A 13,101-nucleotide genomic window follows, 5' to 3' on the forward strand; every position below is an offset into this window, starting at 1 on the left:
TCGTCAGGGCCGCGCCCTTGCGCGGCGGCTCGGCCTGGGTTAATCATACATTCACTCGTTGTGTGTATGAATGGATGGGTGGTGGCGGGATGCCGCGCGGGACGGCCGTGGTGCTCGGCGGGAGTGTGGCGGGGCTGTGCGCCGCGGGGGTGCTCGCCCGGCACTTCGCGAGGGTGGTCGTGCTGGAACGGGACCGGCTGCCGCCGGAGGCCGAGCACCGGCGGGGCGTCCCGCAGAGCAAGCACCCGCACTTCCTTCTCAACTCCGGCCGGCGGGCGATCGGAGAGATCTTCCCCGGGTTCGAGGAGGCACTCATCGCGGCGGGCGGGATGCACCTGATGCCGTCGATGGACGCGGCCTACTGCGAGAACGACGGCTGGGCGCCGCGCAAAACCGGCTCGATGACGATGGTGTACAGCTCCCGTGTGCTGATCGAGCGGGTCCTGCGCGACAAGGTCCGCGAGCTGCCGGCCATCGAGATCCGCGAGGGCGTGACCGTCACCGGGCTCCGCTCCACGGGCGGTCGCGTCGTGGGGGTCGAGTGCGGCGACGGTCATCTGGCCGCCGACCTGGTCGTCGACGCGCTCGGTCGCGGCTCCTCGGTCGTGGACTGGCTCGGCGCCGCCGGGTGGCCCGCGCCTCCGGAGAAGACGCTCGACGCCAAGGTCACCTACACCTCGCGCTGGTACGACCTGCCCCCGGCGGGGCGGCGTCCGGAGACGTGGTGGTGGAAGCACCTGGTCATCACCCCGACCCAGGACGGCGGCGACCACCCTGCCGAGCACGAGTTCCTCAGCAACTTCTTCCCCATCGAGGGCGAGCGCGCCATCGTGTGCATGGGGTCGTGGGGCATCGAGATGCCGCGCAGGGTGGAGGCGTTCGAGGACGCGCTGGACCGTGTGCGGACACCGGTGTTCGCGCAGGCGGCCCGTGCCTGCACTCCGACCTCCGGGGTGCATCTGACCCGTTCGACCGGTAACAAGTGGCGCCGCTACGACCTGCTCGGGACGCCCCCGATCGGGCTGGTGTGCGTCGGTGACTCGATCTGCGCCTTCAACCCCTTCTACGCCCAGGGGATGAGCTCCGCCGCCCGTTCCGCTCTCATCCTCGACGAGGTGCTGCGCAGGCGCGACGCCGTCGACCTCGCGTTCATGCGCGAGTTCCTGCGCGGGCAGAGGAGGTCGCTCCAGGTCCCCTGGATGCTGGCGATGGCCCGTGACCAGGCGTACGACTTCGCGACCGGGACCGAGGTCGCCGCCGCCTGGCGCCGCAGGCTCACCGCGCGCCTGAGCTGGCCCGTCTTCAACGCCATCACCGCCGCGAGCCGCGAGGACGCCTACGTCGAGCGGACGTTCGCGCAGGTGTTCAACCTCGACAGGTCGCTCCGGCAGATGGCCGCCGATCCGCGGTTCTGGTTCGGCGTCGTGCGGTACGAGCTGCGGAAACGGCTCGGCCGCACCGTCGTGCCCCACGGGTTCGACGACCGGAGGGATCCGCCCGGCATCGACTTCACCGGTTACACCGGCCCCCGCGGCGCCTCTCCGGCCCGCGGCGACGACCTTGTCGGCACCTGACGCCGGGAGGCGGCTCATGGGTCCCACCTGCGATCCGGCGGCCGAGCGCGTCGCCGGGGAACTCGGTTTCTCCTGCCACGGCGCCGATGCCGTGGTGAGCTTCCGCAACCCGTTCGACCTGGCCGACGGCACCATGGCCGTGCTCGAACCGCTCATCGTCGGCGGCGCGGTGTTCGCCCTGGTGCACGCGTGGCGGCGGTGGCGGCGCGACGGCGATCCGGTCAACATCTCGCTGTGGTTCGCCTCGGTCGTCTACCTGGCCGTGATCGAGCCGCCGCTGTACTTTCCCGGCTGGTTCGGTCTGCAGGACCACGTCGGGTTCATCTTCTCCCACAACGTGTTCACCGTGCAGTTCATGTACGACCGGCTGCCGCTGTACATCGTGGCGTTCTATCCCGCGATCTCGCAGCTCGCCTACGAGCTCGTCCGGGTGCTCGGCGTCTTCGCACGGCGCGGGCCGCTGGCCGGCTCGGTGGCGGTCGCGTTCGCGTGCCAGGTCTTCTACGAGGTCTTCGACCAGCTCGGCCCGCAGCTGAGGTGGTGGGCGTGGAACGAGGCGAACGAGAAGATCAACCAGCCGGCGCTCGCCTCGGTGCCGATGAACAGCATGCTGCTCTTCGCCTCGGTCTCCTTCGGGGCCATGACCTACCTCGTCGTCCGCCTGACCGGTGGACGGGACGGCCGCGGCGCCCTCACCGGCCCGCGGATCGGTCGGCGCACGCTGGTCGCCGGGGCCGTGGCGCCCCTGGCGATGATCGTCGTGAGCGCCCCCAGCGGCGCCTTCGAGGGCCGCCTCGGGATCCAGCGGGCGATCCTCGGCGCCGAGCTCGCCGCGGTCTGGGTCGCCGGCCTCCTCCTGCTCGCCGACGCCTGGCGGGCGCGGCGCGCCGGGACGGCCGTCCCGGCGGTGTCGCCGCTGTTCGCGCGGACCTATCCGGCGCTGTACCTCGGCGTCCACGTCGTCTTCTGGCTCCTCGCGCTGCCCGCGTACCTCGCCTCGTCCGGCGGCGTCACCGAACAGGGCACGCCGATCGGCAGCCTCTGGTACGCCGCGCTGTGCTCGGTCGCCGCCGCCGGGATCATCGCGGCCGCGCTCCGCGCGAGCGTGGCACGGCGGGCGGCGGAACCTGTGCGATCCTGAGGCCCATGGGGCACCACGGCTGGGGAGGCCGGCCTCCCGCGTCGGAGGCCGAGGCCCGGCAGCGCATCGTCGACGCGACCGTCCGCTGCATCGACAGGCACGGCGTCGCGAAGACGACGCTGTCCGACGTCGCGAACGAGCTCGGGGTGACCCGCCAGACCGTCTACCGCCACTTCGGCCGCATCAGCGACATCATCGGCGAGGTCGCGGCCCAGGGCGCCGAGTCGTTCGTCGACCGGATGATCGCCCACCTCCAGGGCATCGGCGACCCGGCCGAGGCCGTGGTCGAGGGCATGATCTTCTGTGTGCGGACCATCCCGAACGAGCCGCGGCTGAGCCTGCTGCTCCAGCTCGACGACTCCGCCGCCTTCGGCCGCGGGGCCACCACCGCCGACGCCATCGCCTACGGCGCCGAGATGCTGCAGCGCTTCCCCGTCGACTGGGCGGCCGCCGGTGTCGGCGAGGACGAGCTCGACGGCCTCGCCGAGATCGTCATGCGCCTGCTGACCTCGCTGCTGCAGCACCCGAGCGAGCCGCCGAGGGACGAGGCGCAGGTCCGCGCCGTCCTGCACCGGTGGCTGGCCCCCGCCCTGCGCGCCGGCGCCGTCACACAGGGGTGATCGGCAGGGAGCGCCGCGGCCGGAAGGCGAAGGCGGCGCCGGTGCTGAAGCGGACGACGGCCACCTCGTCGGGCTCCGGGGCCGGGTCGTCGCGGCGGACGACGGTCAGCCGCCATTCCCCGTCGCCGGAACCGTGCGCCTCGACGTCGAGGCGGGGGTCCACGGCGCGGACGACGGCCTGGAGCGCGGTCGTCCATCCGGGTCCGCAGAGGGAGATCCAGGCGCCGTCCTCATGCGCGGGAGACGGGCGGACGACGATGTTCGCGCCCTCGATGCCGGCGTCGACGTAGGCCGAGGGGTTGAGGAGGGGGTGCACCGCGAGAAGGCGGGCCGCTCCCTCCGCGTCGCGCGGCGGGTCAAGGGCGCGGGCGAGCCGCTCGGCGGCGACGCCTGCGATGCCGACGAGCTGCTTGCGGCGGATACGGAGGAGTTCGCCGGCGTCGGCGGCCCGCCGGGCCACGGAGAGCGTGAAGGCCCGGTTGAGCAGGTGCATCTGGAGGCAGACCTCGTCGGCGATCCGTGCCAGCGCGGAGCGGGAGAAGGCGGCGAAGTCGAGGTCGGAGAGCAGGGGCCCGGAGTAGTCGGCGAGCCCGTCGTCGGACGGGTCGATCGGTGCGAGTTCGAGGGTCGCGGCGCGGGAGCGCTCGTTGTCGGCGAGCAGGGGGATGCCCTCGGCGTCGGGGTGGGACTCGTCGATGACCACCGTCCACGCGCAGTGGGGGTGCCGGTCGGCGGGACGGCGCGGCGGCCGGTGGAGCGGCCGCACCTGGGCCTTGGGGTTGGTCGCGACCGCGGTGGCGTCGAAGGTGGGGTCCTCGATGTCGTGGCACATGGAGCGGACGTAGTCGTCGCCCATCGGCTCCACGTCCATCAGGGCGCCGCAGTGGTCGAGGTGGAACTCGCCGTGCCACCGGTCGTGGACGGTGTAGCGGAAGTCCATGAACTGCGGCGGGGCGCCGATGTCGAGCTGGAGGCCCTTGAAGATGGTCGGGACGTCGCCCTCGCCCGGCACCTCGGGGGCGTAGCCCAGGGCTCGCTGCATCCGCCTGGTGTAGATCGGGCTCGACGCCGCCCACTCCTCGATCGCGATCCGCGCCATCTCCTCCCTGCCGAACGCGGAGATGCACCACGCCATCCCGGAGCGGTCGATGAGCTGCCCGATCAGGAGCAGCTCGGGCACGACGACCGCGAGCTCTCCGCGGGTCAGGCCCGCGTACCGGCTCGGAGGCGTCGCCGGCGGGTCGGCCATCTGCGGTTCTCCTTGCCTCGGCGGTCCCGTCCACCTGCGACCGAGGCGGCGGGGAGGTGCCGGCGCCGCGGTCCCACGCCGGGCGCGACTCCGGAGCGCTCGGCGCCATAGTAGAACGAGTTCCAATCAAACTGGAAGCCTGTCCGGACACCTGTCCGGATACCCGCCGACTGCGCCGGGCATTGCGACAGGATCGAGGCTCGACCTATGCTGGACATGTGTCCAGCCAGCTGACCGGCGCGGCGCGGTGAACGCCGGAAGCGTCCGTCACCACGGCGCCCGGTAACGCGTTCTATCGACCGTCCCCTCCCGTCGAGGAGCACCATGGCCCTCCGCGTCCTGCACGTGGCCACCGGCAACGTCGGCCGCATCGCCCTGGGGCAGCTCATCGAGGACCCCCGCTTCGAGCTGGCCGGACTGGTCGTCTCGAACCCCGCGAAGGTCGGGCGCGACGCCGGCGAGCTCGCCGGGCTCGACGTGGTCACCGGGGTCGCGGCCACCGCGGACCTGGAGGCGGCGCTCGCCGCGCGGCCCGACTGCACCGTCTACTGCGCGATCGGCGAGACCCGGCTGCCCGGCGCCCTCGCCGACATCGGGAAGATCCTCGCCGCGGGCAGCAACGTGGTCGCCTCCTCTCCGGTGCCGCTGATCTACCCCTGGGGGCTACTGCCGGAACGCATGATCCGTCCCGTCGAGGACGCCTGCCGGGCGGGCGGCACGAGCCTCTTCACCACCGGAGTGGACCCCGGCTGGGTGAACGACCTGCTGCCCTTCGCGATCGCGAGCACCTGCCAGCGGGTGGAGCAGGTGCGCTGCTCGGAGATCGCCGACTACGCGACCTACGACGGCGGTCCGGTCATGTTCGACTTCATGGGCTTCGGACGACCCGTCGGGGACCTGCCGAAGATCCTGCGCCCGGGGATGCTGGCCGCGTCGTGGGGCGTCAGCCTCCGGATGCTGGCCCGGGGGTTCGGCTTCGAGCTCGACGAGATCACCGAGTGGTTCGAGCAGGAGCCGGCGCCGGAGGCGTTCGACGTGGCCGCCGGGCACATCCCCGCCGGCGGGATGGCGGCCGTCCGGTTCCAGATCAGCGGCATCGCCGGCGGCAGGGAGGTCCTCGTCATCGACCACACGACCCGGCTGCGCGGCGACCTGCGGCCGGACTGGCCGCAGCCGGCACAGGACGGCGGCTCCTACCGGGTCGAGATCGTCGGGGAGCCCTCCTACCGCGTCGACGTCTGCCCGACCAGCGCCAGGGGGGACCACAACTACGCCGCGATCGCCGCGGGCGCCGGGCGGATCGTCAACGCGATCCCCGACGTCGTCGCGGCGCCGCCGGGGCTGCGGACGCCGCTCGACCTGCCTTTCACCACCGCCCGCGGCGTCTTCGCCGCGGCGCTGACCGACCGGGGCACCGGCAGATAGGGACGGCGACCATGGGACGTGTGGACGGGAAGACCGCTCTGATCAGCGGCGGGGCCCGCGGCATCGGCGCGGCGAGCGCCCGGGCCCTGGCCGCCGAGGGCGCCAGGGTCGTCATCGGCGACATCCTCGACGACGAGGGCAGGGCGGTCGCGGACGAGCTGGGCGACGCGGGACGCTACGTGCACCTCGACGTGACCAGCGAGGACGACTGGGCGGCGGCCGTCGCGACCACCGTCGCCGAGTTCGGCGCGCTGAACGTGCTGTTCAACAACGCGGGGATCGCCAACGGCGCGGCCGTCAACCGGTTCAGGCCGGAGAAGTGGCGGCAGATCATCGACGTCAACCTCACCGGCCCGTTCCTCGGCATCCGCGCGGCCGCCGACGCGCTGATCGCCGCCGGAGGCGGGTCGATCATCAACAACTCCTCCATCGAGGGCCTGCGCGGCACCTCCTGGGCGCACGGCTACGTGGCCTCGAAGTGGGGGCTGCGGGGCCTGACCAAGTCGGTCGCCGTGGAGCTCGCCCCGCACGGCGTCCGGGTCAACTCGCTGCACCCCGGCCTGATCCGGACGCCGCTCACCGAAGGCATCCCGGACGACATGGTCCCGATCCCCCTCGGACGCCCCGGCCTGCCGGAGGACGTCGCCTCCTTCGTCGTCTTCCTCGCCAGCGACGAGTCGTCCTTCGCCACCGGAGCCGAGTTCGTCATCGACGGAGGGACCGTGCAGCAGATCCCCCACAAGGGCTGACCGCGGCCGGTCCGGCCGTGGTAAGGAGACTGCCGTGCGAAACTCCGCGAAGGACCACGGGACGGGCCCCACCGACTACGACGCCGAACTGCGGCTGCACGACCGGATCCTGCGCCGGGCGGCCGCCGTCCGGCACGACGACCACGTCCTCGACATCGGATGCGGTTCCGGGCACACGACCCGGCAGGCCGCGCGCGCGGCCCGGGCGGGCAGCGCGTTCGGGGTCGACGTCTCCGCGCCCGCCATCGAGCGCGCCCGCGAGCTGGCGCGGGCCGAGGGCGTCGGCAACGTCTCCTTCGAGCGCGCCGACGCGCAGGTCCACCCCTTCCCGCCCGAGCGCTTCGACCTGGCGATCAGCAGGTTCGGCACGATGTTCTTCGACGACCCGGTCGCGGCGTTCGCCAACGTCGGGCGGGGGCTGCGGCCGGCCGGGCGCCTGGTGATGATGGTGTGGCAGCCCGCCGAACGCAACGAATGGGAGGTCGCCATCCGCCAGGCCCTCGCCGGGGCCGGGCAAGCGGAGGCCGCCGCTCCCTCCGGACCGGACGCGTTCTCTCTCGGCGACCCGGAGACCGCCGAGCGGATTCTCAGCGCTGCGGGCTTCGCCGACATCGCCTTCACCGACGTCCACGAACCCGTCTACTACGGGCCGGACGTGGACGCCGCCCTCGGCTGGGTCCGCGGTTTCACCTCCACGAGCGAGGCGCTCCGGCGGCTGGGCCCCGACGCCTCGGCGCGTGCGGTCGCCCGCCTGCGCGAGACGCTCTCAGCTCACCTCGACGGCGACGGTGTCCGGTTCGATTCGCGCGCCTGGATCATCACCGCGCACCGGCCCTGAACGGACGGCCGGCCGGGGCCGGCGACGCCCGCCCGGATGCGGGTGCCGCCGACCCGGAGGTTTTCGTCCGGAGCATTGACATTAATCGGGTGCATCGTTCATGCTTCCCGGCATGGAGAAGCGGGCTGACGCGCTGCAACGGCTCCGGCAGGCCCATGAGGGCGCCGTTCTGGCGGCGCTGCGCGGCGAGGGGCCGATGAGCCGGACGCGCCTCACCGAGCGCACCGGCCTGTCCCGCACGACGCTGTTCGCCATCATCTCCGAGCTCATGGAGCGCGGCGCGGTGATCGAGTCGGGGGCCGAGGACGACGGCCGGCCCCGCGGCCGGGGGCGGCCGGCGACCCGCGTCTCCCTCAACCCCGACGCCGGGCTGCTGATCGGCGTGGATCTCGGCCGGCGGCGGATCCGGGTCGCGATCGCCAACATCGCCCGGCAGGTCGTCGCCACCGCGGTGGACGACTCGGCGCCGGACGCGGACGAGAGCGAGCAGGCCGACCTCGCCATCGCGCTGGTCCGCAAGGTCTGCGACGACCGCGGCATCGGGCTGCGCGCGCTGGAGGCCATCGGGATCGGCCTGGTCGGGGCGATGGACGGCCCCGCCCGCCGGCGGCGGGCCGCCGAACGGCTGGAGGCCGCCTTCGGCACCCGCGTCGAGGTGGACAACAACGCTCGCCTCGCCGCACTGGCCGAGCAGACGTGGGGCGCCGCGCGCTCGGCCGACGACGTGGTCTACGTGCGGTGGGCGTTCGGCGTCGGGGGCGGCTTCATCTCCGGCGGGCGCCTGCTGCGCGGGGGGCACGGGGCGTCCGGCGAGGTCGGCCACGTCTCGGTCGATCCTGCGGGACCGCGGTGCCACTGCGGCGGACGCGGCTGCCTGGAGGGGCGGATCGGCGTGCCGGCGCTGCTGGAGGCCGCCGCGTCGCGGGGCGTCCGGCTGACGGGCACCGACGACCTGCTGGAGGCCGCGCGGTCCCGGACGCCAGCGGTGACCGCGGTGGTCGTCGAGGCGGCCCGCACGCTGGGGACGGTCCTGGCGGGCACCGTGGCCCAGCTCGACCCCCGGCGCGTCGTCGTCGGCGGGGACCTCGCCACGCTCGGCGGCCTGGTGCTCGATCCGATCAGGTCGGCGATCGGCGAGCTCGCCCTGCCGGGCAAGCCGCGCGCGCTCGACGTCGTCCCGGCCGACCTCGGGCCCGCCGCTTCGGCGATGGGCGCGATCGCCCTGGTCCTCAAGGAGCAGGACCCCCTCCCGCCCGGCCCGCTGCCCGCGGACCCGTAGACCCGGCCCGACCTGCGCTCCCGCAACAAAGCGCCTATTTCTGTCAACCCTCAGGAATTAATGAACGGAGTCCCGTGCCCCCTCGCAACGTCCTGATCCTCATGACCGACCAGCACCGGGTCGACACGCTGGGCTGCTACGGCAACCCGGTCGTGCGCACCCCCGCGCTGGACGGGCTGGCGGCCGAGGGCACCAGGTTCGACCGGTTCTACACGCCGACCGCGATCTGCACCCCCGCCCGCGCCTCCCTGTTCACCGGCACCCATCCGTTCCGCCACGGCCTGCTCGTCAATCCCGAGCGCAACGGCGGCGCCAAGGACGAGGTGGACGACGACTTCCCCACCCTCGTCCGGCCGCTGCTGGGCGCGGGCTACAACGTGGGCCACGTCGGCAAGTGGCACATCGGCCGCGAGCGCGGCCCCGAGTACTACGGCATGGACGGCGAGCACCTGCCCGGGGCGCTGAACCCGTTCCACCACCCGTCCTACCAGGCCTGGCTCAAGGACAACGGGCACCCGCCGTTCAAGGTGCGCGACGCGGTCTTCGGCAAGGCCCCCAACGACTCCGGGCGCGGCCACCTGATCGCCGGGCGGCTGGAGCAGCCCGCCGAGGCGACCGTCGAGCGGTTCCTCGCCGACCGGACGATCGAGCTGATCGACCGGTACGCCGACGACGGGCGGCCGTTCGCGCTGACGTGCAGCTGGTACGGCCCCCACCTGCCCTATCTGCTCCCGGACGCCTACTACGACCTGTACGACCCGGCGGACGTGCCGCTGCCCGCGTCCATGGCCGAGACGTTCGCCGGCAAGCCCGACGTCCAGCGCCGCTACGCCGAGTACTGGTCGGCCGACCACTTCGACGCCGACGCCTGGCGCAAGCTGATCGCCGTCTACTGGGGCTACGTCACGATGATCGACGAGCAGGCCGGGCGGATCCTCGACCGGCTCCGCGAGCGCGGCCTGTGGGACGACACGGCGGTCGTGTTCACCGCCGACCACGGCGAGTTCACCGGCGCGCACCGGCTCAACGACAAGGGCCCGGCGATGTACGAGGACATCTACCGCATCCCCGGGATCATCCGGGTGCCGGGCGCGCCCGTCCGCGCGGTCGACGAGTTCGCCACGCTGATCGACCTGCACCCGACGATCCTGGACCTGGCCGGGCTGCCGCCAGGCGACCCCTGCGACGGCCGGAGCCTGCTGCCGCTCATCCGCGGGGAGGACGACCCGCGCCCCGAGGTGGTCGCCGAGTTCCACGGCCACCACTTCCCCTACTCGCAGCGGATGATCCGCGACCGCCGCCACAAGCTCGTGTTCAACCCCGAGAGCGTCCACGAGCTGTACGACCTGGAGGACGACCCCCACGAGCTGCGGAACGTGTACTCGGCGCCCGCCTACGCGGACGTGCGGCGGGACATGACCGGCCGGCTCTACAGGGAACTGCTGCGCCGGGGCGACCCCGCCTACACCTGGATGAGCTACATGGCCGACATCGGCGCCGGCCGGGCGCCCGACGTCGACGGCGTCGCGGACGAGGTCGCGTGATGGCCGCCGCCGGCCGGGGGCGGGGGCGCCTGCGCTCCGCCTCGCTGACCCTCGCCTCGGCCGCGCTGGGCCTCGCGGTCTGGGTCGGGCTGTCCAGGAGCGGGATCGACGGGTTCCCCGGCCCGCTCCCGGTGGCGCGCCGCGCCGGGGAGCTGGTCGGGGACGGCACGCTGTTCGACGACCTGCTCGCCAGCCTGCGCCGGGTGCTGCTCGGCTTCGTCCTCGGCGTCGTGCTCGCGGTCCCGGTCGGGTTCGCGATGGGCTGGTACCCGGTGGTGCGCGGGCTGTTCGAGCCGTGGCTCCAGTTCCTCCGCATGATCCCGCCGCTGGCGATCATCCCGCTGGCGGTGGTGCTGATGGGCATCGACGAGACCCCGAAGGTCTTCGTGATCTTCCTGGCCGCGTTCCTGTCCTGCGTCGTGTCGACCTACCAGGGCGTGGTCTCGGTCGACCGGACGCTGATCAACGCGGCGCGGGTGCTCGGCGCCGGCGACCGGACCCTGTTCACCGACGTGGTGGTGCCGGCCTCGACCCCGTTCATCCTGGTCGGCATGCGGATCGGGCTCGGGGCGTCCTGGGCCACGGTCGTGGCGGCCGAGCTGATCGCCTCGCAGGGCGGGCTCGGCTACCGGATGCAGCAGGCGCAGCTCTACTACGAGCTCCCGACCATCTTCGTGTCGCTGATCGTGATCGGGCTCACCGGGCTCGCGATGGACCGCCTGCTGCTGCTCGCCGAGCGGCGGCTCACCGGATGGCAGGAGCGCCGATGACCAAGATCTCTTTCCGGGACGTCACCCACCGGTTCGCCTCGTTCACCGCCCTGGACCGCGTCTCGCTGGACATCGCCGACGGCGAGTTCGTCACCGTCGTCGGGCCGTCCGGCTGCGGCAAGAGCACCCTGCTGAACCTCGCCGCCGGGCTGCTCGCACCGGACGCCGGGACGGTCGAGGTGGACGGCGCCCGGGTCGCGGGCCCCGGCCCCGAGCGCGGCGTCATCTTCCAGCAGTACGCGCTGTTCCCCTGGATGAGCGCGCGCAAGAACGTCGAGTTCGGGCTGAAAATCGCCGGAGTGTCGAAGAAGGAGCGCCGCGCGACCGCCGAGCACTACCTCGACCTGGTCGGCCTGGCCGACTTCGCCGACGCGCTCCCGAAGACCCTGTCCGGCGGGATGAAGCAGCGGTGCGCCATCGCCCGCGCCTACGCCGTCGACCCGTCGGTGCTGCTGATGGACGAGCCGTTCGGCGCGCTGGACGCGCTGACCCGCGTCCAGCTCCAGGACGGGCTCCTCGACACCTGGACCCGGGAGCGCCGCACCGTCATGTTCATCACCCACGACGTGGACGAGGCCGTGTACCTGGCCGGGCGGGTGGTCGTCATGGCCGCGCGCCCCGGCCGGATCCACAAGGTCGTCGACGTCGGGCTGCCCTATCCCCGCACCGAGGAGATCCGCCTGTCGCCGGAGTTCGACGAGCTCCGCCGCGAGGTCTGGACGGCCGTCTACCACCAGCCCCCCGCCCCGACCCCCGAAGGGACAGCACCATGAGATCTCTGCGCCTGCTGGCCGCGTCGCTCCTCCTGCTGCCGCCGGCCGCCTGCGGCGGCGAGCACGACGGCGGGACGACCGTGAAGTTCGGCTACATCGCCGACTTCTCGGGCGCGGCCACCCTCGCCGCGGCCGACAAGCTCGGCCTGTGGGAGAAGGCCGGGCTCAAGCCCCGGCTGAAGGTCTTCACCAACGGCCCGCTCCAGATCCAGGCGCTCGGCGCCGGCGACCTCGACTACGGCTACATCGGGCCGGGCGCCACCTGGATGCCCGCGTCCGGCAAGGCCAAGATCATCGCGGTGAACATGCTCGGCCAGGCCGACCGGATCATCGCCACCCCGGAGTCGGGGATCACGAGCGTCGCCGGGCTCCGGGGCAAGAAGGTCGCCGTGCCCGAGGGGACGTCGGGCGACATGCTCCTCCAGCTCGCGCTGAAGAAGGCGGGGATGACCCCGAAGGACGTGAAGCGCGTGCCGATGGACCCGAGCACGGTGGTCACCGCCTTCTCCTCCGGCAAGGTGGACGCCGCCGCGATCTGGTACCCGCTCATCGACACCATCAAGAAGCGCACTCCCGGGCTGGTCGAGCTGTCCAAGAACGCCGACTTCTTCCCGGCGATGTCGTTCCCGAGCTCCTTCGTCGCCCGCAACCAGGTCGTGAAGGACGATCCGGCGACCGTCCGCAAGGTCATCAAGGTGCTCCAGCAGGCCAACGACTGGGTGGACGGCCACACGGCCGAGGCCGAGACGACGGCGGCCGCGTTCGTCAAGGTGCCGCCCGCGCAGTTCAAGGGCGCGTCCGCCGTCACCAGGACCTTCAGCTCGGCGGAGCTGACCCGGCTGACCGGGGACGGGACGGTGAACGGCTGGTACAAGGGCCTGTCCGACATCTTCGTCGCGATGGGCAAGCTGCCCTCCTCCCCCGACCCGGCCGCCTACTACACCGCGAGCCTCTACACGAACGCCGGCAGCAAGTAACCCCCGGACCCGGCCGGCGTCCGGCCGGCCGGGCCGCCCCTGAGGAGGCACACCCCCATGCCCCGTCAACGCGTCCCCCTGTCCCGCCGCCGCACGGTCGCCGCCTCGCTCGCGGCCGTCCTCACCGCCGCCCTGTCCCCGCTCGCCGCCGCGCCCGCGCGG

At 72.9% G+C, this 13,101-nt stretch carries 12 protein-coding genes; 11 read left to right on the top strand and 1 reads right to left on the bottom strand.

Translation table 11 applies throughout. The features are described 5' to 3' along the window. Positions 1 to 89 precede the first annotated feature (89 nt). Genes ABWI04_RS12875 through ABWI04_RS12885 form a run of 3 tightly spaced genes read left to right on the top strand, consistent with a single transcriptional unit; the run spans position 90 to position 3,335 of the window. Positions 90 to 1,574 (top strand): FAD-dependent oxidoreductase, encoded by a 1,485-nt coding sequence (locus ABWI04_RS12875; protein WP_353832518.1) that lies wholly within the window; start codon positions 90 to 92, stop codon positions 1,572 to 1,574. A 16-nt stretch (positions 1,575 to 1,590) separates the two neighbouring features. Then, positions 1,591 to 2,715: a hypothetical protein gene (locus ABWI04_RS12880; RefSeq protein ID WP_353832519.1), complete on the top strand. Its 1,125-nt coding sequence runs from the start codon at positions 1,591 to 1,593 to the stop codon at positions 2,713 to 2,715. Positions 2,716 to 2,720: 5 nt separating this feature from the next. Next, positions 2,721 to 3,335, top strand: coding sequence for a TetR/AcrR family transcriptional regulator (locus ABWI04_RS12885; RefSeq protein WP_345180920.1), 615 nt, complete (start codon positions 2,721 to 2,723; stop codon positions 3,333 to 3,335). Here ABWI04_RS12885 and ABWI04_RS12890 read toward each other — a convergent pair. Next, positions 3,322 to 4,584, bottom strand: coding sequence for a hypothetical protein (locus tag ABWI04_RS12890; RefSeq protein WP_353832520.1), 1,263 nt, complete (start codon positions 4,582 to 4,584; stop codon positions 3,322 to 3,324). The genes ABWI04_RS12885 and ABWI04_RS12890 overlap by 14 nt on opposite strands. Before the next feature lie 324 nt (positions 4,585 to 4,908). Here ABWI04_RS12890 and ABWI04_RS12895 point away from each other — a divergent pair, with 324 nt between their 5' ends. From ABWI04_RS12895 to ABWI04_RS12930, 8 genes are all read left to right on the top strand, one after another. Continuing rightward, positions 4,909 to 6,009 carry an NAD(P)H-dependent amine dehydrogenase family protein gene (locus ABWI04_RS12895; RefSeq protein ID WP_353832521.1) on the top strand — a complete coding sequence of 367 codons (1,101 nt, stop codon included), beginning with the start codon at positions 4,909 to 4,911 and terminating at the stop codon, positions 6,007 to 6,009. A gap of 11 nt (positions 6,010 to 6,020) precedes the next feature. Further along, positions 6,021 to 6,758, top strand: a complete 738-nt coding sequence (locus ABWI04_RS12900; RefSeq protein WP_353832522.1) for a glucose 1-dehydrogenase — start codon at positions 6,021 to 6,023, stop codon at positions 6,756 to 6,758. 34 nt (positions 6,759 to 6,792) lie between these two features. Then, on the top strand, positions 6,793 to 7,596 hold the full coding sequence (locus tag ABWI04_RS12905; RefSeq protein WP_353832523.1) for a class I SAM-dependent methyltransferase: 804 nt from the start codon (positions 6,793 to 6,795) through the stop codon (positions 7,594 to 7,596). A 112-nt stretch (positions 7,597 to 7,708) separates the two neighbouring features. Continuing rightward, on the top strand, positions 7,709 to 8,875 hold the full coding sequence (locus ABWI04_RS12910) for an ROK family transcriptional regulator (RefSeq protein WP_353832524.1): 1,167 nt from the start codon (positions 7,709 to 7,711) through the stop codon (positions 8,873 to 8,875). Between the two features lie 74 nt (positions 8,876 to 8,949). Next, positions 8,950 to 10,419: a sulfatase family protein gene (locus ABWI04_RS12915; protein ID WP_353832525.1), complete on the top strand. Its 1,470-nt coding sequence runs from the start codon at positions 8,950 to 8,952 to the stop codon at positions 10,417 to 10,419. Continuing rightward, on the top strand, positions 10,419 to 11,189 hold the full coding sequence (locus ABWI04_RS12920; RefSeq protein WP_353832526.1) for an ABC transporter permease: 771 nt from the start codon (positions 10,419 to 10,421) through the stop codon (positions 11,187 to 11,189). The genes ABWI04_RS12915 and ABWI04_RS12920 overlap by 1 nt, the downstream gene beginning before the upstream one ends. After that, a complete protein-coding gene (locus ABWI04_RS12925; protein WP_345180935.1) occupies positions 11,186 to 11,962 on the top strand; it encodes an ABC transporter ATP-binding protein in 777 nt (258 codons plus the stop codon). The genes ABWI04_RS12920 and ABWI04_RS12925 overlap by 4 nt, the downstream gene beginning before the upstream one ends. After that, a complete protein-coding gene (locus tag ABWI04_RS12930; RefSeq protein WP_345180936.1) occupies positions 11,959 to 12,939 on the top strand; it encodes an aliphatic sulfonate ABC transporter substrate-binding protein in 981 nt (326 codons plus the stop codon). Before ABWI04_RS12925 ends, ABWI04_RS12930 begins: the two co-directional genes overlap by 4 nt. Positions 12,940 to 13,101: the final 162 nt, after the last annotated feature.

It is taken from the genome of Actinomadura sp. NPDC000929, assembly GCF_040492065.1.
GTDB lineage: Bacteria > Actinomycetota > Actinomycetes > Streptosporangiales > Streptosporangiaceae > Spirillospora > Spirillospora verrucosospora.

Bases quoted from the DNA above. Each gene is read 5' to 3' on its own strand.
- ABWI04_RS12900 (WP_353832522.1), top strand. From the start codon at position 6,021: ATGGGACGTGTGGACGGGAAGACCGCTCTGATCAGCGGCGGGGCCCGC.
- ABWI04_RS12880 (WP_353832519.1), top strand. From the start codon at position 1,591: ATGGGTCCCACCTGCGATCCGGCGGCCGAGCGCGTCGCCGGGGAACTC.
- ABWI04_RS12895 (WP_353832521.1), top strand. From the start codon at position 4,909: ATGGCCCTCCGCGTCCTGCACGTGGCCACCGGCAACGTCGGCCGCATC.
- ABWI04_RS12930 (WP_345180936.1), top strand. From the start codon at position 11,959: ATGAGATCTCTGCGCCTGCTGGCCGCGTCGCTCCTCCTGCTGCCGCCG.
- ABWI04_RS12890 (WP_353832520.1), bottom strand. From the start codon at position 4,584: ATGGCCGACCCGCCGGCGACGCCTCCGAGCCGGTACGCGGGCCTGACC.
- ABWI04_RS12885 (WP_345180920.1), top strand. From the start codon at position 2,721: ATGGGGCACCACGGCTGGGGAGGCCGGCCTCCCGCGTCGGAGGCCGAG.
- ABWI04_RS12920 (WP_353832526.1), top strand. From the start codon at position 10,419: ATGGCCGCCGCCGGCCGGGGGCGGGGGCGCCTGCGCTCCGCCTCGCTG.
- ABWI04_RS12910 (WP_353832524.1), top strand. From the start codon at position 7,709: ATGGAGAAGCGGGCTGACGCGCTGCAACGGCTCCGGCAGGCCCATGAG.
- ABWI04_RS12875 (WP_353832518.1), top strand. From the start codon at position 90: ATGCCGCGCGGGACGGCCGTGGTGCTCGGCGGGAGTGTGGCGGGGCTG.
- ABWI04_RS12925 (WP_345180935.1), top strand. From the start codon at position 11,186: ATGACCAAGATCTCTTTCCGGGACGTCACCCACCGGTTCGCCTCGTTC.